The sequence below is a fragment of the Thalassiella azotivora genome (assembly GCF_054781695.1).
Genome location: NZ_BAAGTX010000010.1, coordinates 75,438 through 98,565, shown reverse-complemented (window position 1 = coordinate 98,565; position 23,128 = coordinate 75,438). Strand labels below are relative to the sequence as shown.

20 protein-coding genes, 3 tRNA genes and 1 riboswitch are annotated in these 23,128 nt (G+C 74.8%); of the genes, 13 read left to right on the top strand and 10 right to left on the bottom strand.

Annotation, left to right across the window (positions count from 1 at the left end; all coding sequences use genetic code 11):
- Positions 1–45 precede the first annotated feature (45 nt).
- On the bottom strand, positions 46–243 hold the full coding sequence (locus ACYVQV_RS08660) for a DUF3073 domain-containing protein (protein WP_461022875.1): 198 nt from the start codon (positions 241–243) through the stop codon (positions 46–48).
- A gap of 205 nt (positions 244–448) precedes the next feature.
- Positions 449–1,564, bottom strand: coding sequence for a Glu/Leu/Phe/Val dehydrogenase dimerization domain-containing protein (locus ACYVQV_RS08655; protein WP_461022874.1), 1,116 nt, complete (start codon positions 1,562–1,564; stop codon positions 449–451).
- 329 nt (positions 1,565–1,893) lie between these two features.
- Between ACYVQV_RS08655 and ACYVQV_RS08650 the strand changes: the two genes are divergently transcribed.
- Positions 1,894–2,115 (top strand): BldC family transcriptional regulator, encoded by a 222-nt coding sequence (locus tag ACYVQV_RS08650; RefSeq protein WP_461022873.1) that lies wholly within the window; start codon positions 1,894–1,896, stop codon positions 2,113–2,115.
- A gap of 114 nt (positions 2,116–2,229) precedes the next feature.
- On the opposite strand, the gene ACYVQV_RS08645 is transcribed toward ACYVQV_RS08650, so the two are convergent.
- On the bottom strand, positions 2,230–3,888 hold the full coding sequence (locus ACYVQV_RS08645) for a diguanylate cyclase (protein ID WP_461022872.1): 1,659 nt from the start codon (positions 3,886–3,888) through the stop codon (positions 2,230–2,232).
- A 107-nt stretch (positions 3,889–3,995) separates the two neighbouring features.
- Between ACYVQV_RS08645 and ACYVQV_RS08640 the strand changes: the two genes are divergently transcribed.
- Positions 3,996–5,084 (top strand): DUF2332 domain-containing protein, encoded by a 1,089-nt coding sequence (locus ACYVQV_RS08640; protein ID WP_461022871.1) that lies wholly within the window; start codon positions 3,996–3,998, stop codon positions 5,082–5,084.
- 94 nt (positions 5,085–5,178) lie between these two features.
- Here the strand turns inward: ACYVQV_RS08640 and ACYVQV_RS08635 are convergent.
- The 3 genes from ACYVQV_RS08635 to ACYVQV_RS08625 form a co-directional block, all read right to left on the bottom strand.
- Positions 5,179–5,255: transfer RNA gene (locus tag ACYVQV_RS08635), tRNA-Phe, on the bottom strand.
- Positions 5,256–5,283: 28 nt separating this feature from the next.
- Positions 5,284–5,357: transfer RNA gene (locus tag ACYVQV_RS08630), tRNA-Asp, on the bottom strand.
- A gap of 36 nt (positions 5,358–5,393) precedes the next feature.
- A tRNA-Glu gene (locus tag ACYVQV_RS08625) sits at positions 5,394–5,466 on the bottom strand.
- Between the two features lie 157 nt (positions 5,467–5,623).
- On the opposite strand from ACYVQV_RS08625, the gene ACYVQV_RS08620 reads away from it, so the two are divergent.
- Both ACYVQV_RS08620 and ACYVQV_RS08615 read left to right on the top strand, forming a co-directional pair.
- Positions 5,624–5,968, top strand: coding sequence for a metallopeptidase family protein (locus ACYVQV_RS08620; RefSeq protein WP_461022915.1), 345 nt, complete (start codon positions 5,624–5,626; stop codon positions 5,966–5,968).
- A 156-nt stretch (positions 5,969–6,124) separates the two neighbouring features.
- Positions 6,125–7,330, top strand: coding sequence for an MFS transporter (locus ACYVQV_RS08615; RefSeq protein WP_461022914.1), 1,206 nt, complete (start codon positions 6,125–6,127; stop codon positions 7,328–7,330).
- A gap of 39 nt (positions 7,331–7,369) precedes the next feature.
- Here ACYVQV_RS08615 and ACYVQV_RS08610 read toward each other — a convergent pair whose 3' ends face one another.
- Positions 7,370–8,032 carry a response regulator transcription factor gene (locus tag ACYVQV_RS08610; protein ID WP_461022870.1) on the bottom strand — a complete coding sequence of 221 codons (663 nt, stop codon included), beginning with the start codon at positions 8,030–8,032 and terminating at the stop codon, positions 7,370–7,372.
- Positions 8,029–9,342: a sensor histidine kinase gene (locus ACYVQV_RS08605; protein ID WP_461022869.1), complete on the bottom strand. Its 1,314-nt coding sequence runs from the start codon at positions 9,340–9,342 to the stop codon at positions 8,029–8,031. The genes ACYVQV_RS08610 and ACYVQV_RS08605 overlap by 4 nt, the downstream gene beginning before the upstream one ends.
- 142 nt (positions 9,343–9,484) lie before the next feature.
- On the opposite strand from ACYVQV_RS08605, the gene ACYVQV_RS08600 reads away from it, so the two are divergent.
- Positions 9,485–10,399, top strand: a complete 915-nt coding sequence (locus tag ACYVQV_RS08600) for an ABC transporter ATP-binding protein (protein ID WP_461022868.1) — start codon at positions 9,485–9,487, stop codon at positions 10,397–10,399.
- A 53-nt stretch (positions 10,400–10,452) separates the two neighbouring features.
- The gene (locus ACYVQV_RS08595) at positions 10,453–11,259 is read left to right on the top strand and encodes an ABC transporter permease (RefSeq protein WP_461022867.1); all 807 of its coding nucleotides are present in this window, start codon (positions 10,453–10,455) and stop codon (positions 11,257–11,259) included.
- Between the two features lie 17 nt (positions 11,260–11,276).
- Here ACYVQV_RS08595 and ACYVQV_RS08590 read toward each other — a convergent pair whose 3' ends face one another.
- Positions 11,277–11,963, bottom strand: coding sequence for a hypothetical protein (locus ACYVQV_RS08590; RefSeq protein WP_461022866.1), 687 nt, complete (start codon positions 11,961–11,963; stop codon positions 11,277–11,279).
- Between the two features lie 66 nt (positions 11,964–12,029).
- Entirely contained in the window at positions 12,030–13,073 is a 1,044-nt protein-coding gene (locus ACYVQV_RS08585; protein WP_461022865.1) for a DNA topoisomerase IB, read from the bottom strand.
- A gap of 144 nt (positions 13,074–13,217) precedes the next feature.
- Here ACYVQV_RS08585 and ACYVQV_RS08580 point away from each other — a divergent pair, with 144 nt between their 5' ends.
- The 7 genes from ACYVQV_RS08580 to ACYVQV_RS08550 all read left to right on the top strand — a co-directional run bounded on the left by ACYVQV_RS08580 (position 13,218) and on the right by ACYVQV_RS08550 (position 23,126).
- The gene (locus ACYVQV_RS08580; RefSeq protein WP_461022864.1) at positions 13,218–14,945 is read left to right on the top strand and encodes an RICIN domain-containing protein; all 1,728 of its coding nucleotides are present in this window, start codon (positions 13,218–13,220) and stop codon (positions 14,943–14,945) included.
- Between the two features lie 440 nt (positions 14,946–15,385).
- Positions 15,386–17,116, top strand: coding sequence for a nitrite/sulfite reductase (locus tag ACYVQV_RS08575; protein ID WP_461022863.1), 1,731 nt, complete (start codon positions 15,386–15,388; stop codon positions 17,114–17,116).
- Positions 17,113–17,865 (top strand): phosphoadenylyl-sulfate reductase, encoded by a 753-nt coding sequence (locus ACYVQV_RS08570; RefSeq protein WP_461022862.1) that lies wholly within the window; start codon positions 17,113–17,115, stop codon positions 17,863–17,865. Before ACYVQV_RS08575 ends, ACYVQV_RS08570 begins: the two co-directional genes overlap by 4 nt.
- Entirely contained in the window at positions 17,862–18,836 is a 975-nt protein-coding gene (cysD, locus tag ACYVQV_RS08565) for a sulfate adenylyltransferase subunit CysD (protein WP_461022861.1), read from the top strand. Before ACYVQV_RS08570 ends, cysD begins: the two co-directional genes overlap by 4 nt.
- Complete coding sequence (locus ACYVQV_RS08560; protein ID WP_461022860.1) at positions 18,836–20,143, top strand: sulfate adenylyltransferase subunit 1; 1,308 nt, start codon at positions 18,836–18,838, stop codon at positions 20,141–20,143. Before cysD ends, ACYVQV_RS08560 begins: the two co-directional genes overlap by 1 nt.
- A 47-nt stretch (positions 20,144–20,190) precedes the next feature.
- Positions 20,191–21,393: a uroporphyrinogen-III C-methyltransferase gene (gene cobA, locus ACYVQV_RS08555; RefSeq protein ID WP_461022859.1), complete on the top strand. Its 1,203-nt coding sequence runs from the start codon at positions 20,191–20,193 to the stop codon at positions 21,391–21,393.
- 175 nt (positions 21,394–21,568) lie between these two features.
- A riboswitch (SAM riboswitch) is annotated at positions 21,569–21,680 on the top strand.
- A gap of 30 nt (positions 21,681–21,710) precedes the next feature.
- Entirely contained in the window at positions 21,711–23,126 is a 1,416-nt protein-coding gene (locus ACYVQV_RS08550) for an aminotransferase class V-fold PLP-dependent enzyme (RefSeq protein WP_461022858.1), read from the top strand.
- Positions 23,127–23,128 lie beyond the last annotated feature (2 nt).

Genomic DNA, 23,128 nt, shown 5'->3' with positions numbered 1-23,128 from the left:
GCGACCGCCGCGGCCACACGGGGTGGCCGCGGCGGTGCGGGGACGTCAGTGGGAGCCGGAGGCCCAGTTCCCGTACTCGTCCACCTCGTCGTCGCGGTCGAGGTCCTCGTCGAGGGCAGGACGGCTCCGTGCACCCGAGCCGGCAAGCTCCTGCTCGAGCGAGCGGTAGTCGGTCTGGGGGCTCCAGTACTTCAGCTCCCGAGCGACCTTCGTCTGCTTTGCCTTCTGACGGCCGCGCCCCATGGCGTCGACCCCCTCACGCTCGTGCCGGGGCAGGCCCGTGGGCGGCCCCGGAGGCTGTCATCTCCGTATGGGTGCAACGGTACAGCGTCAGGCGGTGTTCCGGCACACCGGTGCGAGGACCCACCCCCGGTTGCCGCACGGCGGGCGGGGGCCGGACGTCTCACTCCGTGGACGCCGCGACCCCCGCCGGTACCGGGGGCGTGCGTCAGCGACGGGTCCAGATGCGCTGCAGCGCCCCGACCTCCCGCATCCGGCGCTCGGCCAGCCGGTCGGCGGCCTCGGCCGGCGGGACGCCGTCCTCGTCGGCCGCGCGCAGCACGGACAGGGTGGTCCCGAAGATGCCGCGGGCGCGGTCCCGGGCCCGCTCGAAGGAGAAGCCGCGCAGCTCGTCGGCGACCTGGATGACGCCGCCGGCGTTGACCAGGTAGTCGGGGCAGTAGGTCACGCCCCGGTCCACGAGGAGCTTGGCGACGCCGTCGTCCGCCAGCTGGTTGTTCGCGGCGCCGCACACGACGCGGGCGCGCAGGACCTGGCTGACCTGGTCGGTCAGCGCGCCGCCGAGCGCGCACGGCGCGTACACGTCGAGGTCCTCGCGGACCAGCGCGTCGGCGTCCTCCACGACGTCCACCTCGGGGTGGCGGGCCCGGACGGCGTCCAGGGCGGCCTCCGAGACGTCGGTGACGACCACCTCGGCGCCCTCCTCGACGAGGTGCTCGACGAGGTGCCGCCCGACCTTGCCGACCCCCGCGACGCCGACCCGGCGGCCCTTGAGGCCCGGGGTGCCCCACACGTGCTGGGACGCGGCGCGCATCCCCTGGTGCACCCCGAAGGCGGTCAGCACGCTGGAGTCGCCGGCGCCTCCCGCGGACTCGCTGCGGCCGGTGACGTAGTCGCACTCGCGGGCCACGACGTCCATGTCGTGCACGTAGGTGCCGACGTCGCACGCGGTGTAGTAGCGGCCGCTGAGGGTCTGCACGAACCGGCCGTACGCCCGCAGCAGCGGCTCGGACTTGTCCGTGGTCGGGTCGCCGATGATGACGGCCTTGCCGCCGCCGAGGTCGAGCCCGGCGAGCGCGTTCTTGTAGGCCATGCCCTTGGACAGGGCCAGGACGTCGGCGAGGGCGTCGGCCTCCGAGGCGTAGGGGTGGAACCGGGTGCCGCCGAGGGCGGGCCCGAGCGCGGTGGAGTGGATGCCGATGATGGCGCGCAGGCCGGTGGCGGGGTCGTGGCAGAAGACGACCTGCTCGTGGCCGGTGCCGCGCTCGAAGACGAGCTGGGCGTGGTCGGTGGGTCCGGCGACGGTGGCGGACGGTGCGGTCACGGTGGTGACTCCTCGGTGGACGGCCCCGGGGTCGGGGCGCGGGTTGGCGCGGCGCCGTTGTGAGGCGCACCACTCCAGCGTAGTGGCCGGGCGTGCGCGCCGGGCCGGCTCGCTACCACCGACACCACCAATGAGTGAGCAAGGCGTGACGCACTGTGATCGGTGGCCGTCTCGGAGTAGTCCGAAGGGACTATGGCGGTCGATGTGGCGCGCAAGGGACAATTCGGCCAGTCACGATTGAGTCCGTCAGCACCCCGAGAGCTCCTTCTGGCCGCGGTCCGCACCCCGCCGCGAGAGGGACCGCGACCCCTTGCCCCGAGGAGGCCTGGATGAGCACCCGACAGCCGGAGACCCGAACCGCGAGCGAGACGCTCCTGACCCCGTCCGAGGTGGCGGCCCTGTTCAGGGTCGACCCGAAGACCGTGACCCGCTGGGCGAAGGCGGGCAAGCTCTCCTCCATCCGCACGCTCGGCGGTCACCGCCGGTACCGCGAGGCCGAGGTCCGTGCCCTCCTCGCCGGGCTGCCCCAGCAGCGCAGCGAGGACGACTGACCTCGGGCGACCGACCGGCACGACCGGTCCCGCGTCGACGGGCCGCCCCCTGCGCCGGGGGCGGCCCGTCGACGTCCAGCAGGGATCGCGCCTCGTCGGCCCGCGCGCAGCCGGTCAGCCCACGCCGAGCTGCGACCCGGCGTCCGCGACCTCGACCCGGTTGCGCCCCGCGGCCTTCGCCGCGTACAGCGCCTCGTCCGCACGCGTCAGCAGGGCGGACCAGTCCTCGCCGTGGTGCGGGTACGTCGCCACGCCCGCGCTCAGCGTCACCTGGAAGCAGTGCTCGTCGGTGCGCACGGCCGTCGTCTCGCACAGCCGGCGCAGCTGCTGCGCCCGGTTCCAGGTCTGGTCCGGGTCGGCGCCCGGGAGCACCGCCACGAACTCCTCGCCCCCCAGGCGCGCCAGGGTGTCACCTGCGCGCAGGCCGGCGCCCAGGGCGCGCGCCACCGTCTGCAGGGCGACGTCGCCCACGGGGTGGCCGTAGGTGTCGTTGACGGCCTTGAAGTGGTCGACGTCCATGAGGACGACACCGACGGCCCCGCGCGCCTCCCGGGCGTCGTCGACCGTGGCCCGCAGGACCCGCTCGAGGTGACGGCGGTTGTGCAGTCCGGTCAGGGCGTCGCGGACCGACTCCTCCGCGAGCTCGGCGCGCAGCCGGTCGATCGTCTCGACCTGCTCGCGGAGGCGGTCGTTGACCGCGACGAGCTCGCGCCGCCGGCACTCGGCCTCGGAGACGTCCCGCCCCACGACGACCGTGCCGAGGGCGCTGCCGTCCCGGCCGCGCAGCGTCGTCACGCGCAGGTCCAGGTGCAGGCCCGGTAGGACCTCCACGACGCGGCCCGTACCCCGGCCCGCGCGCGCGGCGCCGTCGGGGACCTCCGCGCCCAGCTCCAGCAGGGCGGGGTCGGCGACCGCCGCCACCGGCAGCCCGACGAGCTCGCCGGGTAGCCCGGGACGCAACCGCCGCAGCACGGCCTCCCCGGCCGGGTTGACGTCGACGACCCGGTCCTCCGGGTCCACCACGAGCACCGCGTCCGCGATGGTGTCGACGACCTGCGTCCGCGCCACCGGGACCAGCTGCATCAGCCCCAGCCGCAGCAGCGCCCACGCGTCGATGACCCCGGTGAGGGTGAAGAACAGCGGGGTGTAGTCCTTGCCGGCGAGCGGGTGGTCGGCGCTCAGCCCGATGAGCACCGAGAACACGTTGCCGACCATCGGGATCGCACCGGCCAGCAGCAGCGCCGTCAGCTGCCGCCGGAAGACCGGCGCCGCGCCGCGCCGGGCGCGCAGCAGGATCGCGACCGTCCAGCCGAAGAGGACGTAGCAGTAGGCGAGGTGCGCGAGAAACAGCGGGCCGAACTGCAGCCGCAGCGTCCGGTAGGGGTCGGTGAGCTCGGCGGTGTTGACGAAGAGCCCGTGCCAGGGGTCGGTCAGCATCGCCACGACCGTCAGCGCGGGCGCCACGGCCAGCAGCGCGGTGCGCGCCGTCGGCCGCCAGGTCCGGTCCGCGACGACCCGCGCCAGGGCGTAGAACCCGATGGACGTCAGGTGGACGAAGAGGAGGGCCGCGTTGGCGGCCAGCACGAGGACGTCGAGGGGCAGCGCCACGTGCGTCAGGGCGACGAACGCACTCCACCCGGCGACCGCGTACAGGGTCCCGGCCAGGGCCGTCGCGGCAGGCGTGACGTGGCTGCGGCGGTGAGCCACCCGCCCGGTCACCAGCGCCGCGACGACGGCGACCGCGAAGAGCGGAAACGTCGGCGCGACGCCCATCGGCTCCTCCTCGACGCGTCCGGACGGCACGTGGACGCGCCGTCACAGGATCCCATCGGCACCGGCGCAGCCGACCTGAGCAGGGGAGCGGGCCGTACGCTCGGCGGGTGCTCGACGAGTCCCCGGTCGCCGCAGGGGGCGGGGCCGGACGCGACGCCGAGGCCTTCCTCCGCCACGGGGAGGTGCAGCGGCGCCGTGGGTTCCTGCTGGACGCCGCCGTCGCCACGGCGCTCGGCGAGTCCGGCGCTGCGCAGGAGGTGCTCGCCTCGGCGCCCGGCCTCCTCCGCCGCCCGGCGGCGGTGCTCGCCGCCCTGCACGACCTGACGCTCGGCGGCCGTGCACCTGCGCTCGCCCGTGCCGTCGCCGCCGGGGACGCCGACGCGGCCGCGGACTGCGCGGCTGACACCCTGAGGCGGCTGACGGCCGAGGTGGTCGACGTCGCGACGCGGCGGCCGGTCGCCACCGACGAGGCCACCTCCCGGGCCGTGCTGCACCCCGCGCTCGCCGTGGCGGCGGGCCGGTCCGGTGCCGGCGCGGTCGGCCTGGTGCACCTGGGGTGCGTCGCCGGCTTCACGCTGGGCGTGGACGGCGTGCGGGTCACCTACGACAACGGGCAGGTGCGCGGCCACGTGACCTCGCCCGTGCGGCTGGCCGCCCGCGTCGTCGGTGCACGGGCCGTTCCGCAGCACCCGTTGCCGGAGGTGGCCGCGCGGGTCGGTGTGGACCGGCACCCGTTCGACGTGACCGACCCGGACGACGCCCGGTGGCTGCGGGCGTGCCTCCCCCTCGGCCGGTCGGAGCACGTCACCCGCCTGGAGGCGGAGGTGGCTCTGTTGCGAGCCCGCCCGCCCACCCTCCTGCGCGGGGACCTCCTGGACCGGCTCGCGGAGGCCGTCGCCCTCGTCCCATCCCGTGCGCTGCCCGTCGTGGTGACCACGTGGGCGGTCTCGCGCCTGCCGGTGCGACGCCGAGCGCGCCTGCCGGAGCGGCTGCTCGAGGCGTCAGACGGGCGTGCGCTGGCGTGGGTGTCCGTCGAGGGAGTCGGGGTGGCGCCCGGCGTGCCCACCCTGGGCGACCGCCCGGCGTCGGGGCACAGCACGGTCGGCCTGACCACCGTCGCGAACGGCGCCCTGCGGTCGGAGGTGCTCGGCCGGTGCTGGTCCCGCGGCCGGGTGCTGTCGTGGTCGGCCCCGTAGCGCGTCCGGGACCTCCGGGCCAGAGACGACGAAACCGCAGGTCAGTTGCTGCTGACCTGCGGTTCGGGTGGTTCGGGTGGTTCGGGTGGTTCGGTGGTGGCCAGGGGCGGGGTCGAACCGCCGACCTTCCGATTTTCAGTCGGACGCTCGTACCAACTGAGCTACCTGGCCCGGACGGCCAGGCGTGCTGACCGTTGAGCGACCCCGACGGGACTTGAACCCGCGACCTCCGCCGTGACAGGGCGGCGCGCTAACCAACTGCGCTACGGGGCCTCGATGGTGCTGAGACCGATGGTGCTGGACCTACCGTACCCCCAACGGGATTCGAACCCGCGCTGCCGCCTTGAAAGGGCGGTGTCCTAGGCCGCTAGACGATGGGGGCCTCCTGGACGCCCTTCGCTCGCGGACCGAGGAGCTCGAACCGTCGAGGACGCGGCAAGCATAGGGGCACACCTCGCCCATCACCAAAACGCCCCCGCGGACGCCGTCCCGTCCCTCCACCCGGGTGACGGGTCGGGGACACTGGGCCCGTGGTCGAGATGTCGCGCGAGGAGTTCGAGGAGGCCGTCTCCGACGGGCTCGACCTCATCCCGGAGGAGCTCGCCCGCGCCATGCGCAACGTCGTGGTGCTCGTCGAGGACGACCCGCCGGCCGACGACCCCGAGCTGCTCGGCCTGTACGAGGGCACGCCGCTGACCGAGCGCGGCGAGTGGTGGGCCGCCGGCTCGCTGCCGGACCGCATCACCATCTTCCGCAACCCCACTCTGGCCGTCTGCGACACGGTGGAGGACGTCGTCGAGGAGGTGGCCGTGACCGTCGTCCACGAGGTCGCCCACCACTTCGGCATCGACGACGCGAGGCTGCACGAGCTCGGCTGGGCCTGACCCCCCGCCCCCACTGATCGTCAGACCGGAACGGTGGCTATCACCACCAGTCCGGTCTGACGATCAGTGCGGTCGCCGGGGGCGGAGAGGACGTAGGCTCCCCGGTTCGTGGGACGACTCGGGGGGCGGCTGGTCGAGACCGTCCTGCCCGCGCGGATGGGCCCGTCGTTCCGGTGGCTGGCCGCGGGCACCTGGACGGCGAACCTCGCCGACGGCATCGCCCTGGCCGCCGGCCCGCTCCTCATCGCCTCCCAGACCAGCGACCCGTTCCTCGTCGCCCTCGCCGGCCTGCTGCAGCGGCTCCCCTGGCTGGTGCTCGGCCTGTGGGCGGGCGTGGTCGCCGACCGGGTCGACCGGCGGCTGCTCGTCGTCGCCGTCAACACCGTGCGCGCCGCCGTCGTCGGGCTGCTGGCGCTCGCCGTGGCGACCGGCTGGGTCGACGTGACCGTCGTCCTCGTCGCGATGCTGCTGCTCGGTGTCGCGGAGGTCTTCGCCGACGTCCCCACCGGGACGCTGCTGCCGATGGTCGTCGACAAGCGCGACCTCGGCGTCGGCAACGCCCGGCTGATGGCCGGCTTCCTCACGATGAACCAGCTCGTCGGTCCGGCGCTCGGCGCGTTCCTGTTCGCCGTCGGTGCTGCCGTCCCGTTCGGCACCCAGGCGGTCTGCGTCGCCCTCGGGGCGGTGCTGGTGTCGCGGATCCGGCTGCCCGCCGTCGACCCGCCGCAGCGGCCCCCGCACGTCTGGCGGGACGTCGTCGAGGGCCTGCGCTGGACGTGGGGCAACGCCCCGGTGCGCACCCTGACGCTGACGATCGTCACCTTCAACGTCACGTTCGGCGCGTCCTGGTCGGTGCTCGTCCTCTACGCCACCGACACCCTCGGGATGGGTGCCGTCGGGTTCGGCCTGCTCACCACCGCAAGCGCCGTCGGCGGCGTGGTCGGGACGCTGTCGTACGACTGGCTCGAGCGGCGCGTCAGCCTCGGCACGATCATGCGCAGCGTCCTGGTCGTCGAGACCCTCGTGCACCTCGCGCTCGCCCTCAACCGCGTCCCGTGGGTGGCGCTGCTCGTGATGGGCGTCTTCGGCGTCGAGGCGTTCCTGTGGGGGACGACGTCGCGCACGGTCCGGATGCGGGCGGTGCCGATGGCCCTGCAGGGTCGCGTCGGCAGCCTGTACATGGTCGGGGTCTTCGGCGGCATCGTCGTCGGGCAGCTCGTCGGCGGCCTCGTCGCCCGCCAGTGGGGCGTCGTCGCCGCGTTCTGGTTCGGCTTCGTCGGCTCCGCGGTCTTCCTCGCGCTCATCTGGCGCCAGCTCGCGCACGTCGCGCACGCCGACGAGCAGGCCCTCGCCGCGGAGTGACCCCGTGGCACCGCCGACGAGGGTCGAGGTCCTCCGACGTCAGCCGCGGTCGTCGAGCAGGCCCGCGTCGTGCGCCAGGATCGCGACCTGCACCCGGTTCGACAGCCCCAGCTTGGTCAGCAGCTTGGACACGTGCGCCTTCACGGTGGCCTCGCTCATGAACAGCGTGCGGCCGATCTCGGCGTTCGAGCGGCCCTCGCCGACCGAGACGAGCACCTCGCGCTCGCGGTCGGTGAGCACGTCGAGCCGGGCGCGGGCCTGCTCCTTCTGGGAGTGCGCGCCGCCGGCCGCGAAGTGGCCGATCAACCGCCGGGTCACCGCCGGGGAGAGCATCGCGTCACCGGCGGCGACGACCTGGACGGCGTGCACGAGCTCGCGCGGCGGGGTGTCCTTGAGCAGGAAGCCGCTGGCACCGCACCGCAGCGCCCGGAAGACGTAGTCGTCGAGGTCGAAGGTCGTCAGCACGACCACCTTCGGGGCCGGGTTGAGGGCGGTGACCGCCTCGGTGGCGGCCAGGCCGTCCAGCCGCGGCATCCGGATGTCCATCAGCACGACGTCCGGGCGGTGCGCCCGGACCGCGTCCACCGCGTCGGCCCCGTCCCCCGCCTCGCCGACCACCTCGAGGTCGGCCGCGCTGGACAGGATCATCGCCAGCCCGGCCCGCACCAGCGGGTCGTCGTCCACCAGCAGCACCCGCGTCATCGCCGTCCTCGTCCCTCGGGGTAGCCCGTCACCGGTCCCCGCTGGGCACCGAGGTCGGGCGTCACCCGCGGCCAGGCAGGTGGCGGGGCGGCCGCAGACGGGACCGGCGGGGCAGCCGGTGCTCCCGGCTCGAGCGGCCACGGTAGCGAGGCGGAGACGGTGAACCCGTCACCGTCCGGTCCCGCGGTGAAGCGCCCACCGGCCAGCCGGACCCGCTCGCCGAGCCCGAGCAGGCCCATCCCGGAGCCCGGCAGCAGCGGCTCGAGCTCTCCGCCGACGGGCCGCAGGTTGCGCACCACCACCTCGAGCCAGCCCCCCGGCCGACCGCCCAGCCGCACCGTCGTCGCGGTCCCCGGGGCGTGCTTGTGGACGTTCGTGAGGGCCTCCTGGACCACCCGGTGCGCCGTGCGCCCCGTCACCGCGGGCACCTGCGCGCCGTCGGGCAGGTCGCTGGCCAGCGTGACCGGGACGCCGGCCCGCGCCGAGGCCTCGACGAGCGCCGGGACGTCCTGCATCCGCGGCTGCGGGGCCAGCGGCTGACCTCCCGTCGACACGTCGTCCCGCAGCACGCCCAGCACGTCGCGCAGGTCCTCCAGGGCCTCGCGGGCGGTCAGGCGGATCAGGCCCGCGGCGCGCTCCACCTGCTCCGGCCCGGCGTCCGGACGGACCTCCAGGCCCCCGGCGTGCAGCGCCACCAGCGAGATCTTGTGCGCCAGGACGTCGTGCATCTCCTGGGCGATCCGGGCCCGCTCGGCCAGCCGCGCCTGGTCGGCGCGCAGGTGCTGCTCCGCCTCCGCGCGCTCGGCCCGCTCCCGCAGCGTGCCGACGAGGTCGCGGCGGGCACCGACGAAGGCGCCCAGGCCCACGGCGGCTCCGGTCATGAAGACCGACGTGATCGTCGCGGCCCCGGCGTTGATGCCCGCGACGGCGGCACCGAGCACCATCGCCGCCAGCGCGAACGCCGCCACGACGACGAGCACCCGGTCACGACGCCGGACCGCGAGCGCGAACAGGGCCAGCGCGAGCAGCCCCTCGGACCCGGCGACGACGGTCCCGACGACCCCGAGCCCGACCGGCAGCAGCGGGTAGCGGCGGCGGGCGAGCAGGCTCAGCCCGACGAGGGCGTTGACGGTGACGTGCCACGCGGCCTGGACGCCGCCGCCGTCCAGCAGCTGGGCCAGCCCGACGGCGGTCGTGTACAGGCCCGCGAGGGTCAGGTACGACAGGTCGCTGAGCAGCCCCCCGCGCTGCTCCCAGTGCCACCGCAGGGTCTGCGCCCCGGTGGCGTCGCGGGGTGGGGTGGTGCGCACCGCAGCAGCGTAGGCGGGGCTGCTCGGACGCCGCGTCCGACGAGCGACCCGTCCCGGTGGCCGCGACCCGCGACGTTGGTAGGGGGCGCACGAGACGTGCAGCCGATCCCGGCGAACGGTCGCGACCGCCAGGCTCCTCGCCATGATCACGGTCTCGAACCTCACCCGGCGCTACGGCGGCTCCCTCGCCGTCGACGACGTCTCCTTCAGCTGCGAACCCGGCACCGTCACCGGCTTCCTCGGCCCGAACGGCGCCGGCAAGTCCACGACGCTGCGGATGCTCACCGGTCTCACCCCGCCGACGTCGGGCTCGTCGACGGTGCACGGCGTCGCCTACCGGGACCTGCCCAACCCGGGCCGGGTGGTGGGGGTGATGCTCGACGCCGCGGCCATGCACCCCGGGCGGACCGGGACCGAGACGCTGGCGCTGGCCGCCGCCACGATGGGGGTCCCGCGGCGACGTGTCGGCGACATGCTGGAGCGGGTCGGCCTGGCCGGGGCCGGACGCCGGCGGGTCGCGCAGTACTCGCTGGGGATGCGTCAGCGGCTCGGGATCGCCCAGGCCCTGATGGGCGACCCGGCGGTCCTGGTCCTCGACGAACCCGCGAACGGGCTGGACCCGGAGGGCATCCGCTGGATGCGCGGCCTGCTGCGCGACTTCGCTGCCCGCGGCGGGACGGTGCTGCTGTCCAGCCACCTGCTCACCGAGGTGCAGGCCACGGTCGACCGGCTCGTCGTGATCGGCGGCGGGCGGGTGGTCGCCCAGGGTGCGCTCGTCGACCTGCTGGCCGGGTCCGGGGTCCTGGTGCGGGGGCTGGACCACGCGGGACTGACCGACGCCCTGCACCTCGCCGGCCTGGAGTTCGAGGCGACCGGGGACGGCGCCTACCGCGTCGACTCCGACGCCAGGACGGTCGGTGAGGTGGCGTTCCGCGCCGGGCAGGTGCTGACCCAGCTCAAGGACGTCGACTCGGCCGGGCTCGAGGACCTCTTCTTCCGGCTCACCGGGCCGACGGACGAGCCCGCCGACCGGGCGACGGGCCGGAGGGCCGCGTGACCGCCGCCGTCAGCCCGTCCCCCGACCACCCCGCCCCGCACCCAGGAGGACCCGTGTCCAGCGCCTCGACCACCACCCTCGCGCCACCCGCACCGGCCGTCATCGCCCCCCGGCGTCCCGACGGCCTGGACGCCCGTCCGGCAGGCCTGCTGCGCCTCGTGCGCATCGAGCTGCGCAAGTCCCTCGACACCCGGTCCGGCAAGGCGCTGCTCACCGTCGTGGTCCTCATCGGCCTGGCCGGGTTGGCGTGGCGGCTCTACCACGCCGACAGCTCACCGGTCTCGTTCTCGCACTTCTACGGCACCGCGATGCTGGGGACGCAGGTCGTGCTCCCGATCATCGGGGTGATGGCGATGACGTCGGAGTGGACGCAGCGGACGGCGCTGACGACGTTCACCGCGACGCCGCGTCGCGGTCGGGTGCTGACCGCCAAGGTGGTGTCCGCGGTCCTGCTCGGCCTCCTCGCGACCGTCCTGGTGACGGCCGCGACGGCGCTGGCGGTGCTGCTCGCGGGCGCGACGACCGGGACGGAGCCGTCCTGGGCGGACGGGTGGGAGCTGGCCGCGGGGGTCGCGCTGGTGAACTCCCTCAACCTGCTGATGGCGGCCGCCTTCGGCGCCGTGCTGCCGCTCACCGCGGCGGCCGTGACCGCCTTCCTGGTGGCCCCGACGCTCTGGGCCGCCGCCGCGCCTGCGCTGCTCGGCGAGTCGGCCCGGTGGCTGGACGTGTTCGACGCCTACAGCCGGCTGATGTACCTGAACTGGTCGGACGCGGCGGCGACGGCCACGTCCCTGACCGCGTGGATCGTCGTCCCGCTCGTCGTGGGCGTGGTCGCCAGCCTGCGTCGCGAGGTGAAGTAGGTCGGTTCCCGAGGCCGTCAGCCGCCGCCGCGGCTGACGGCCTCGATGCACCCGCGGAGGATGAAGAAGCCGAGGACCGCCAGCCCGATCCACGGTCCCGGACGGCGTCGCCGCGGCGGCGCCGCCCCCTTCGGGGGGCGGTAGGGGCGGGGAGGTGGCGCCTCGCGCGGTGGGGCCGGCAGCGGGGTCCACGTGGAGGACGGTGGCAGACCGCCGGGCAGCACGGTCGTGGGGGAGGGGGCCGGCGGCGGCGCCGGGTGCTGCTGAGGGGGAGGGCCGGGGTGCTGCTGAGGGGGAGGCGCCGGGTGCTGCTGAGGGTCCCGCGGCGGGGAGGGGACAGGCGCCGGGGAGCCCGCCACCGGGGGGTCCGCCACCGGGGGGCCCGCCACCGGTCGCCCACCGCGGGCCGGGTCGAGCAGGTGGGCGGCGGCCCGCACCCGGTCGCCGTCCGCGGCGGGGAGCGCGTCGGCCAGCCGGACGAGCTGGCGGGCCACGTCGGCGGGCTCGGCCGCGGCCGGCTCCTCCACCTGGGGGCCGATGGAGCGGACGACGGTCGTCATCTCGAACGGGGAGCGGCCGGTGGTGGCCGCGAGCAGGTCACCCCACTCCCACGTGGCTGACCCGCCGAGGGGCCCGCGGAGGGTGCGCAGCAGCCGGTCGGCCGCGGTCAGCACGGCACCGACGTCGAGGTCCTGGTCGGTCACGGGTCGATCCTGCCGCACCGCCACCGGGTCGTGCCGCGCGCTCGGCCGGTCCCGACCCGTCCGGCGTCAGCGCCGGGTGCGCCGGTCGTCGCGGGGTGCCTTGCGCAGCAGGTTCAGCACCGACTTCTCGATCGCGCCGTGGGTGGCGGGGTGGCCGGTGTCGACGCCCTCGCCGAGGCGGCGCAGCGAGCGCTCGATGGTGACGCCGTCCTCGAAGAGGTCGACGACGCGCGGGTCGACGTACGAGGCGCGGGCCACCGTCGGGGTGTTGCCGAGGTAGTGCGCGACCTCCTGCATCGCCCGGGCCACGGCGCGCTTGCGGGCGGTCGGGCTGGACGCCGCCGGCGCCGAGACGGCCAGCGCGACCGCGGCGAGGACGGTCGCGTGCCAGGTGCGGAAGTCCTTCGCGGAGACCTCGCCGCCGACGACGTCCTTGACGTACTCGTTGACGTCCGCGCTGGTGACGTCGTGCCACTGCCGGCCGAGCTTGTACGCGAGCAGCTCCTCACCGCCGCCGCGGCGACGCAGCAGGGTCCGGACGGCGGCCAGCACGTCCTCGTCGGCGATGGCGACGTACCGCTCCTTGCCGGACTTCGCGACGTACTCGAACACGACGCTGTCGCCCTCGACGCGGACGTGCTCGCGCCGGATCGTCGCCAGCCCGAAGCTGCCGTTGGCCTCGGCGTAGGACTCCCCGCCGATCCGGAAGAACCCCAGGTCCAGGAGACGGAACGCGGTGGCGAGGGCCTTCTCCCGCGGCATCCCGTCCAGGGCGAGGTGCTCGGCGACCCGCTGCCGGGCGCGCGGGAGGCGGGCGGCGATCGTCAGCACCCGCTCGTGCTTGTCGGCGTCCCGCTGGCGTCGCCACTCGGGGTGGTACAGGTACTGGCGCCGCCCCGCGTCGTCGGTGCCGACCGCCTGGATGTGCCCGTTCGGGTGGGGGCAGATCCACACGTCCTTCCACGCCGGGGGGATGACGAGCTCCTTGCACCGGAGCAGGTCGTCGGGGCACAGCGGGCTGCCCTGCGCGTCGAGGTAGCGGAACCCCCGGCCGTTGCGCCGGCGCGTCCACCCCCGGCCCGAGGGGGAGACGGTGCGGAGTCTGACCACCGCCTGATCGTGCGTGACGGCGGTCGACGGCGCACCTCGGCGGGTATCAGCGGGCCCGGGCGGCCCTCCTGAGCCCCAGCCGGTCGACGACACCGGCGGCCACCAGGGCGCCGGGGGGCCGGCACCACGAAGGAGCACCACACCATGACCACGGAGACCACCCGCGACGACGCGGCCCGCGACGACGCCGACCGGCTGTACCCGCCGCTGCCCCTGCAGCGGGACGCCACGGCCGAGGCGGGGATCAGCGTGTCCTACGCCTCGATGATCGAGAGCCAGTGCGGGACGACGGACGACTCCCAGCCGGTCGAGTCCTACGACGGCACGCTGGGGGTGACCCGGGCGTTCGTCGACGCGCGGCAGGGCACGGTCGGCCAGCTGCAGTGGGACGACGACCTCGCCGACCACTTCGACAACCCTGGCAACGTCAGCGGCGTCCGCTGGTGCACCGGGACCCTGGTCAGCCACGACCTGTTCCTGACCGCCGGGCACTGCTTCGACTCCAACCCCGGCGGCTGGGTCGTGCCCCGGCGCAACGGCACGAACACGCCCATCTCGCCTGCGGAGATCGCGCAGCACATGCACGTGAACTTCGACTTCCAGGACGACCCGAGCGGCAACCCGCGCCCGGAGGTGGAGTTCCGGATCGCCGAGCTCGTGGAGGACGACCCCGGTGGTCTGGACACGGCCGTCGTGCGGCTGGCCGGCGTCCCCGGCGCGCGGTTCGGCCACGGGCGCCTCGCGGCGTCCGACCCGCCGGTCGGGGACATGCTGGCGATCATCGGGCACCCGGCGGGGGTGCCCAAGCGGGTCGAGGCCGGCCCGCTCACCTCCTACGACGGCCACCGCATCCGCTACGACGACATCGACACCCTGGGCGGCAACTCCGGGTCGGCGATCTGGCACTCGCCGTCCGGTCGGGTCGTCGGGGTGCACACCAACGGCGGCTGCACGACCAACGGCGGGTCGAACTTCGGGATGCGGATCGAGAAGGTCCGCGAGGTGTCGGCGACGGCCCGGCGGCTCGACCACCTGCCGCTCCCGCTGGCCGAGGGTGTGTACACCGTCCGCCAGCAGAGCAACGGGAGGTTCGTCGACGCCCACGAGCACGCCGGCGAGGACTTCCGGCTCGTGACCCGGCCGGCGCAGGGGAACGACACCCAGCGGTGGCGGTTCACGCCGGTCGGGGTGGTCGTGACGATGACCCAGGAGAGCTCCGGCCGGTTCGTCGACGCCCACGAGCACGCCGGCGAGGACTTCGGGCTCGTGACGCGCACGGACCAGGGCAACGACACCCAGCGATGGGTCCTGATGGCCGTGCCCGGGGAGGTGTCCACCTACACGATCCAGCAGCTGAGCAACGGGCGGTTCGTCGACGCCCACGTCACCTCGGCCGCCGACTTCGAGGTGGTGACCCGCACGGCGCAGGGCAACGACACGCAGCGGTGGCTGCTCAGCCCCCAGCCGGGCGGCACGTTCCGGATCGCCCAGCGCAGCACCGGGCGCTTCCTGGACGCGCACGAGGTCGCCGGGAAGGACTTCGCGGTCGTCACCCGGCCGCTGCAGCAGAACAGCACCCAGCTGTGGCGCCTGACCGAGGTCGCCGCCGTCTACACCGTCCAGCAGGTGAGCTCGGGCCGGTTCGTCGACGCGCACGAGATCGCCGGCCAGGACTTCCGGCTCGTCACGCGACCGGCGCAGGGCAACGACACCCAGCGGTGGGTGCTGTCGTACCTGGGCGGCAGCGCGTACACGATCCAGCAGCTCAGCAACGCGCGGTTCGTCGACGCGCACGAGCACGCCGGTGAGGACTTCCGGCTCGTGACCCGTGAGGCGCAGGGCAACGCGACCCAGCGGTGGCTGATCGACTGACGACCGCCGCCACGGCCCCTTGCTGCGGCTGTGGTCCTCCCCGCCGTCGAGGGGCGACCACAGCGGCAGCAAGGGGTGCGCCTGCGTGGCGGCGGCCGCCCAGGCAGCCTCAGGTACCGTCTGACGGACGCCTCGGGACCGCTCTGCGAGCGAGATCACGTCCACCATCCGGACTCAACGTCCCCGTTATGGGATCCATAACGTACGGTCGTCCTCGTGATCCGGACCCGCAGCGTGCTCCTCGTGGCCAGGCGCCACGTCGACCTGCTCCGCGTCCGCAGCGACCTCATGTGCTGTCCCCGCACGCGCCGCGCCTGACCGCCCGACGACGACGTCCGCGCTCACGCGCCCGCGCAGCAGCCGCCCACCCCGACCCGGGGCCGCCGGGGCCGAGCCGTGACGCGCTCCGCCGTCCGGCCGGCCCACTGACGAGGACGACGATGACCGCGACCACGCAGATCACCCGCGACGGCGCCGAGCCCGACCGCCCCGCGCGTCCGCCGCGCCCCACCCGGTCCAGGAGCAACGGCCAGTGGGCGGTGGACGGCCGCGAGCCGCTCAACCACAACGAGGAGTTCAAGGCCGCCGACAACGGCCTGAACGTCCGGCAGCGCGTCGAGGAGGTCTACGCCCACCAGGGCTTCGACTCCATCGACCCCGACGACCTGCACGGCCGGCTGCGCTGGTGGGGCCTGTACACCCAGCGCAAGCCCGGCATCGACGGCGGCCGCACCGCCCAGCTCGAGCCGCACGAGCTCGAGGACCGGTACTTCATGATGCGGGTGCGCATCGACGGCGGCGCCCTCACCACGGAGCAGCTGCGCGTCGTCGCCGGCATCTCCTCCGAGCACGCCCGCGACACCGCCGACATCACCGACCGGCAGAACGTCCAGTACCACTGGGTGCGGATCGAGGACGTCCCGGAGATCTGGCGCCGGCTCGAGTCCGCCGGCCTGTCGACGACCACCGCCTGCGGTGACACCCCGCGCGTCATCCTCGGCAGCCCCGTCGCCGGGGTCGCCGCGGACGAGATCCTCGACTGCACCCCGCAGATCCAGGAGATCAACCGTCGCTTCATCGGCGACCCCGAGCTGGCGAACCTGCCGCGCAAGTTCAAGACCGCGCTGACCGGGCACCCCAGCCAGGACGTCGTCCACGAGATCAACGACGTCTCGTTCGTCGGCGTGGTCCACCCCGAGCACGGGCCCGGGTACGACCTGTGGGTCGGCGGCGGCCTGTCGACGAGCGCCAAGCTCGCGGTCCGGCTCGGCGCGTTCGTGCGTCCCGACGAGACCGCCGAGGTGTGGGCCGGCGTCGTCAAGGTGTTCCGCGACTACGGCTACCGGCGGCTGCGGAACAAGGCGCGGCTGAAGTACCTCGTCAGCGACTGGGGTCCGGAGCGCTTCCGCCAGGTGCTGCAGGACGAGTACCTCGGGTACGCGCTGCCCGACGGTCCGGCACCCGCCGCGCCCACGACGCCCGGTGACCACGTCGGCGTCCACGAGCAGAAGGACGGCCGGTTCTACGTCGGCGCCGCGCCCTTCGTCGGCCGCGTCTCCGGCACGGTTCTCGCCGGGGTCGCCGACCTGGCCGAGCGCGTCGGGTCCGACCGGGTGCGGCTGACCCCGCACCAGAAGCTGCTGGTCCTCGACGTCCCCGCCGACCGGGTCGACGAGGTCGTCGACGGGCTCGAGGCGCTCGGCCTCACCGCGCGGCCCAGCCCGTTCCGACGGGCCACGATGGCCTGCACGGGGATCGAGTACTGCAAGCTCGCCATCGTCGAGACGAAGGCGACGGCCACGGAGGCGGTCCGCGAGCTCGAGCGCCGCCTGGCCGGGGTCGAGCTCGACCGGCCGATCGCCCTGAACGTCAACGGCTGCCCGAACTCCTGCGCCCGAATCCAGACCGCGGACATCGGGCTCAAGGGCCAGCTCGTCCCCGGTCCGGACGGCGAGCAGGTGCCCGGGTTCCAGGTGCACCTCGGCGGCGGGCTGGCCTCGTCCGACCGCGAGGAGCCGGGCCTCGGCCGGACCGTGCGCGGCCTGAAGGTCACGGCCGGCGAGCTGCCCGACTACGTCGAGCGCGTCGTCCGCCGGTTCGTTGCCGACCGCGAGGACGGCGAGACGTTCGCCCGCTGGGCCCACCGCGCCGAGGAAGGAGCGCTGCAGTGACCCTCACCGAGAACCTCGCCGACGACGACCGCGCCCCCGCCAGACCGCGCCGGGAGCTGCGCAGCCGCGAGGAGCTGAAGGCGGTCGCCGAGCGGGCGGCCGTCGAGCTCGCCGACGCCTCCGCGGACGACGTCGCGGCGTGGGCGGCCCGGGAGTTCCCCGGCACGCTCGCCGTCGCGTGCAGCATGGCGGACGCCGTCCTGCCGCACCTGGTCTCCCAGCACGCCCCAGGCGTCGACGTCCTGTTCCTCGAGACCGGGTACCACTTCGCCGAGACCCTCGGGACGCGGGACGCCGTCGAGCACGCCCTCGACGTCACCGTCGTCGACGTGCGGCCCCGGCGTACGGTCGCCGAGCAGGACGCCGAGCACGGTCCCCGCCTGTTCGAGCGCGACCCCGCGCTGTGCTGCCAGCTGCGCAAGATGGACCCGCTGGCAGGTGCCCTCGACGGGTACGAGGCCTGGGTGACCGGCGTCCGCCGCGACGAGGCGCCGACCCGCGCGAACACGCCCCTCGTCGGATGGGACGAGCGGCACGGCCTGGTGAAGCTCAACCCGCTGGCGGCGTGGTCGTTCGACGAGCTGCTCGCGTACGCCCAGGAGCACCAGGTCGTCCTCAACCCGCTGCTGCAGGAGGGCTACCTGTCGATCGGCTGCAAGCCCTGCACGCGCCCGGTCGCCCCGGGCGAGGACCCCCGAGCCGGCCGGTGGGCCGGTCTGGCCAAGACGGAGTGCGGAATCCACCTATGACCACGACCCAGACCCACCCTGAGGCCGAGACCCACCCCGAGGCGCCGGAGACCTCGCTGGACCCCGCCGCGGGAGAGCGGCGGCTGAGCCAGCTGCGCGCCCTGGAGAGCGAGTCGATCCACATCATCCGCGAGGTGGTCGCCGAGTTCGAGCGGCCCGTGCTGCTGTTCAGCGGCGGCAAGGACTCCGTGGTGATGCTGCACCTGGCCGCGAAGGCGTTCTGGCCGGCGCCCGTGCCCTTCCCGGTCATGCACGTCGACACCGGGCACAACTTCCCCGAGGTGCTGGCGTTCCGCGACGCCACGGTGGAGCGGCTCGGGCTGCGCCTCGAGGTCGCCTCCGTGCAGGACTACCTGGACGACGGCCGCCTGCGTGAGCGCGCCGACGGCACCCGCAACCCGCTGCAGACCCAGCCGCTGCTCGACGCGATCGCCGAGCACCGCTTCGACGCCGTGTTCGGCGGCGGGCGCCGCGACGAGGAGAAGGCCCGCGCCAAGGAGCGGGTGCTGTCCCTGCGCGACGAGTTCGGCCAGTGGGACCCGCGCAACCAGCGGCCCGAGCTGTGGAACCTGTACAACGGCCGGCACCGCCCGGGCGAGCACGTGCGCGCCTTCCCGCTGAGCAACTGGACCGAGCTCGACGTGTGGCGGTACATCGCCTCCGAGGACATCGAGCTGCCCAGCCTGTACTACGCGCACGAGCGCGAGGTGTTCGAGCGCGACGGCATGCTGCTGGCCGTCGGCCCGTACTCCACGCCCCGGGACGGCGAGCAGGTCACCACCCGCACCGTGCGGTACCGCACCGTCGGCGACATGTCCTGCACCGGGGCGGTGGAGTCCGGCGCCGCGACCGTCGAGGACGTCGTCGTCGAGGTCGCCGCCAGCCGCCTCACCGAGCGCGGGGCCACCCGCGCCGACGACCGGATCTCCGAGGCCGCCATGGAGGACCGCAAGAAGGAGGGCTACTTCTGATGAGCACGCTCCTGCGCCTGGCGACCGCCGGCTCGGTGGACGACGGCAAGTCGACGCTCGTCGGCCGGCTGCTGCACGACTCCAAGTCGGTCCTCGCCGACCAGCTCGACGCCGTCGAGCGGGTCAGCCGCGACCGCGGCCTCGGCACCGCCGACCTCGCGCTGCTCACCGACGGCCTGCGGGCCGAGCGCGAGCAGGGCATCACCATCGACGTCGCGTACCGGTACTTCGCCACCGCGGCCCGTTCGTTCGTCCTCGCGGACTGCCCCGGGCACGTGCAGTACACCCGCAACACGGTGACCGGCGCGAGCACCGCGGACGCCGTCGTGCTGCTGACCGACGCCCGCAAGGGCCTGCTGGAGCAGACCCGCCGGCACCTTGCCGTGGCGGCGCTGTTGCGTGTGCCGCACGTGCTGCTCGCCGTCAACAAGATGGACCTCGTCGGCTTCGACGAGGCGGTGTTCCGCCGGATCGCCGACGAGGTGTCGACGGTCGCCCGCGAGCTCGGGCTGCCCGACGTCCGGTCCCTTCCCGTGTCGGCGCTGGACGGCGACAACGTCGTCGACCGCTCCGAGCGCACCCCCTGGTACGACGGGCCGAGCCTGCTGGAGCTGCTGGAGCAGCTGCCCACCGCGGACGAGCCGTCCGTGGAGCGGTTCCGGCTCCCCGTGCAGGTCGTGATCCGCCCGCAGGGCGCAGCCCGCGACCCTCGGTACGTCGACTACCGCGGGTACGCCGGGCAGGTCGCCTCGGGCGTGGTGAAGGTCGGCGACCCGGTCGTCGTCCTGCCGTCGGGGCGCACCACGACGGTCGCGGGCATCGACACCGCCGACGGGCCGCTGGCGGAGGCGTTCGCGCCGCAGTCGGTGACCGTCCGGCTGGCCGACGACGTGGACGTCGCCCGCGGTGACCTCATCGCCGCGGCCGCCGACGCGCCGGAGGTGACGCAGGACGTCGAGGGCACCGTCTGCTGGCTGTCCGACCGCGACCTGGTACCCGGGCAGCGGGTGCTGCTCAAGCACACGACCCGGGTCGTGCAAGCGGTCGTGAAGGACGTCGTCGGGCGGCTCGACCTCGACGAGGTGGAGCTCGAGCCCGCGGACCGGCTGTCCCTCAACGACATCGGCCGGGTCCGGCTGCGGCTCGCGGCTCCCGTGGCCGCCGAGCCGTACGTGGAGTCGCGGCGCACCGGGGCGTTCCTGCTCGTCGACGGCCAGGACGGCGGGACGCTCGCCGCGGGGATGGTCGGGGACCCGCTGGCCGCCGTCCGCCACCCCGACCAGCTCGCCGGCGCCTACGCCATCTGACCGCACCGCCCGCGACCGCCCAGCCCCTTCTCGACCCAGGAGACGCGATGACGTACCCCATGACGCTGCGGGTCGCCGGCCGTCGCGTGCTCGTCGTCGGCGGGGGACCGGTCGCGGCCCGGCGCGCCCGTTCGCTCGTGGACGCGGGGGCCGACGTCCACCTGGTCGCGCCGTGGGCGTGCGAGGACGTCGCCGACCTCGCCGCGGCGGGCGCGTTGGTCTGGCACCGGCGGGACTACGCCGTCGGTGACCTCGACGGCGCCTGGTTCGTCCACACCGCGACGGGGGACGCGGACGTCGACGCGCGGGTCGCCGCCGACGCGGAGGCCACCCGGGTGTGGTGCGTCAACGCGGGGGACGCCGAGGCGTCGTCTGCGTGGACGCCCGCGGTCGCACGGGTCGACGACGTCACCGTCGCGGTCTCCGCCGGCGGGGACCCGCGACGGGCGGCCCGGCTGCGGGACGGCGTCGCGGCGGCGCTGGAGACCGGCGACCTCCCGCTGCGCCGGCACCGCCGCCGCGCGCCGGGCTCCGTCAGCTCCGTCGGTTCCGTGGCGCTCGTCGGCGGCGGACCGGGGGACGACGCGCTGCTCACCACCCGCGGGCGGCGCCTGCTGGCCGAGGCGGACGTCGTCGTCGTCGACCGGCTCGCACCCCGGTCGGTCGTGGACCGGCTGGACGACGACGTGCTCGTCGTCGACGTCGGCAAGACCCCGGGGAACCACCCCGTGCCGCAGCACGAGATCAACGCGCTGCTCGTCGAGCACGCCCTGCTCGGGCGGCGGGTCGTCCGGCTCAAGGGCGGCGACCCGTACGTCCTCGGCCGCGGTGGGGAGGAGCTCGCCGCCTGCCGGGAGGCCGGCGTCCCGGTCGAGGTCGTCCCCGGCGTGACCAGCGCCGTCGCGGTGCCGGCCGCCGCCGGCATCCCGGTCACCCATCGCGGCGTGGCGAGGTCGTTCAGCGTGCTCACCGGGCACGACGAGCTGGCCGCCGTCCCGGGCGGTGGTGAGCACACCGTCGTCCTGCTCATGGGCGTGACCCGGCTCGCGGACAGCTGCCGCACGCTCGTCGAGGGTGGCCGGTCGCCGTCCACCCCGGTCGCGGTCGTGGAGAAGGGGTACGGCCCCGACCAGCGCGTCACCGTCGGCACGCTCGGCACGATCGCCGCCCGCGCCGCCGAGGTCGGCGTCCAGGCGCCGGCTGTCGTGGTCGTCGGGGACGTCGTCCGCCTCGGCCCCGCCTGGACCTGACCGACCGCGCACCCCCCTCCCGGGTCCGCACTCAGCGGGCTGAGTGCCCCAAACGGCGCCCGGGGTGCGCACTCAGCGGGCTGAGTGCGCCATCGGGGGGACGGTCGGTCCGAGGGGCGAGACGTTCTGGCCCGCCCCTTGGACGGCGTCCGTCTCGTCTCCTACTCTCGTCACAGGTCATGAGCGCCAGCGCCAAGCCCCGGCTCGCTGGCCGGCAACCCTCCTCCGCGGTGGGGTGCCCCGGGTGAGGACCTGGCCGTACCGAGGTGGTGCGGCAAGTGCGGACCCGTGCGGGTCCCCGGCCCGACGAGGTAGTGATGACTTTCGTGTCCGAACGGCGCACCCCCACCTGCTCGACCGGCTCGACGACCGGCGCCCCCACGCCGAGCGCCGCCAGCGAGCCCCTGCTGCCCGTCGTCGGCGGTGACCTGCAGGTCCCGCTGGCCACCGGCGGCACCACCCGCTACGCCAACCTCGACTACGCGGCGAGCGCCCCCGCGCTCGAGGTCGTCGTCGAGCACGTCGAGAAGGTGCTGCCGTACTACGCGTCCGTGCACCGCGGCGCGGGGTTCGCCTCCCAGGTCAGCACCGCGCTGTACGAGGCGTCCCGGCAGGCGGTCGCGGACTTCCTCGACACCCGCGCGGACGACGTCGTGGTCTTCACCCGGCACACCACCGACAGCCTCAACCTGCTCGCCGGGTGCGTCCCCGAGGGCGGGCGCGTGGTCGTCCTGGACCTGGAGCACCACGCGAACCTGCTGCCGTGGCAGCGGATCGCGCACGAGGTCCTGCCCGTCGCCGACACCCTCGAGGACACGCTCACGGCTGTCAGCCGGGCGCTGGCGACCGCCCCGACCGCGCTGCTCGCGATCACCGGAGCCAGCAATGTCACCGGTGAGGAGCTGCCCGTCGACGTCCTCGTGGCCCTGGCTCACGCGCACGGCACCCGGGTCGTGGTGGACGCCGCCCAGCTGGCCCCGCACCGTCGGATCTCGCTGCGCCGCAGCGGGGTCGACTACGTGGCGTTCTCCGGGCACAAGATCTACGCGCCGTACGGCGCGGGTGTCCTCGCCGGCCGGCGGGACTGGCTCGACGCCGGCCGCCCGCACCTCGCAGGGGGAGGTGCGGTGCGGTCCGTGGCGGTCGAGGAGACCACGTGGGCGCCGGCGCCGCAGCGGCACGAGGCCGGGTCGCCGAACGTGGTGGGCGCGGCTGGGCTGGCCGCCGCCTGCCGCGCGGTGGCCTCCCTGCCGGACGGTGCGCTGGAGGTCCACGAGAGCGCGCTGCGGGAGCGCCTCGTCCGTGGTCTCGCCGCGCTGGACGGCGTCACGGTCCACCGGGTCTGGGACGACAGCCCGTCGACCATCGGCGTCGTGACGTTCACGGTGGACGGGTTCGACCCGGGCCTGGTGGCCGCGGTCCTGTCCGCCGAGCACGGCGTCGGCGTGCGTGACGGGAAGTTCTGCGCGCACCCGCTGCTGGCGCGGATGGGGCTGGACGACGGCGCGGTGCGCGCCAGCGTCGGGGTCGGGTCCCGGCTGGACGACGTCGACCGGCTCGTCGCCGGGGTGCGCGCCCTCGTGACCGACGGTCCCCAGGTCGAGTACGTGCTCGCGGACGGCCGCTGGGCACCGGCGGCCGACCCTCGGGGTGTCGCCGACGTGCTGGAGTCCCTGACGGGGACGCGGCCGGCCGAGGTGCTGGCGCCCGCGTCGCCCTGTCAGGACGACTGAGC

Coding starts and splice junctions, on each gene's coding strand:
- ACYVQV_RS08660 (WP_461022875.1), bottom strand. CDS start 243: ATGGGGCGCGGCCGTCAGAAGGCAAAGCAGACGAAGGTCGCTCGGGAG.
- ACYVQV_RS08650 (WP_461022873.1), top strand. CDS start 1,894: ATGAGCACCCGACAGCCGGAGACCCGAACCGCGAGCGAGACGCTCCTG.
- ACYVQV_RS08645 (WP_461022872.1), bottom strand. CDS start 3,888: ATGGGCGTCGCGCCGACGTTTCCGCTCTTCGCGGTCGCCGTCGTCGCG.
- ACYVQV_RS08620 (WP_461022915.1), top strand. CDS start 5,624: ATGTCGCGCGAGGAGTTCGAGGAGGCCGTCTCCGACGGGCTCGACCTC.
- ACYVQV_RS08615 (WP_461022914.1), top strand. CDS start 6,125: ATGGGCCCGTCGTTCCGGTGGCTGGCCGCGGGCACCTGGACGGCGAAC.
- ACYVQV_RS08610 (WP_461022870.1), bottom strand. CDS start 8,032: ATGACGCGGGTGCTGCTGGTGGACGACGACCCGCTGGTGCGGGCCGGG.
- ACYVQV_RS08600 (WP_461022868.1), top strand. CDS start 9,485: ATGATCACGGTCTCGAACCTCACCCGGCGCTACGGCGGCTCCCTCGCC.
- ACYVQV_RS08580 (WP_461022864.1), top strand. CDS start 13,218: ATGACCACGGAGACCACCCGCGACGACGCGGCCCGCGACGACGCCGAC.
- ACYVQV_RS08575 (WP_461022863.1), top strand. CDS start 15,386: ATGACCGCGACCACGCAGATCACCCGCGACGGCGCCGAGCCCGACCGC.
- cysD (WP_461022861.1), top strand. CDS start 17,862: ATGACCACGACCCAGACCCACCCTGAGGCCGAGACCCACCCCGAGGCG.
- ACYVQV_RS08560 (WP_461022860.1), top strand. CDS start 18,836: ATGAGCACGCTCCTGCGCCTGGCGACCGCCGGCTCGGTGGACGACGGC.
- cobA (WP_461022859.1), top strand. CDS start 20,191: ATGACGTACCCCATGACGCTGCGGGTCGCCGGCCGTCGCGTGCTCGTC.
- ACYVQV_RS08550 (WP_461022858.1), top strand. CDS start 21,711: ATGACTTTCGTGTCCGAACGGCGCACCCCCACCTGCTCGACCGGCTCG.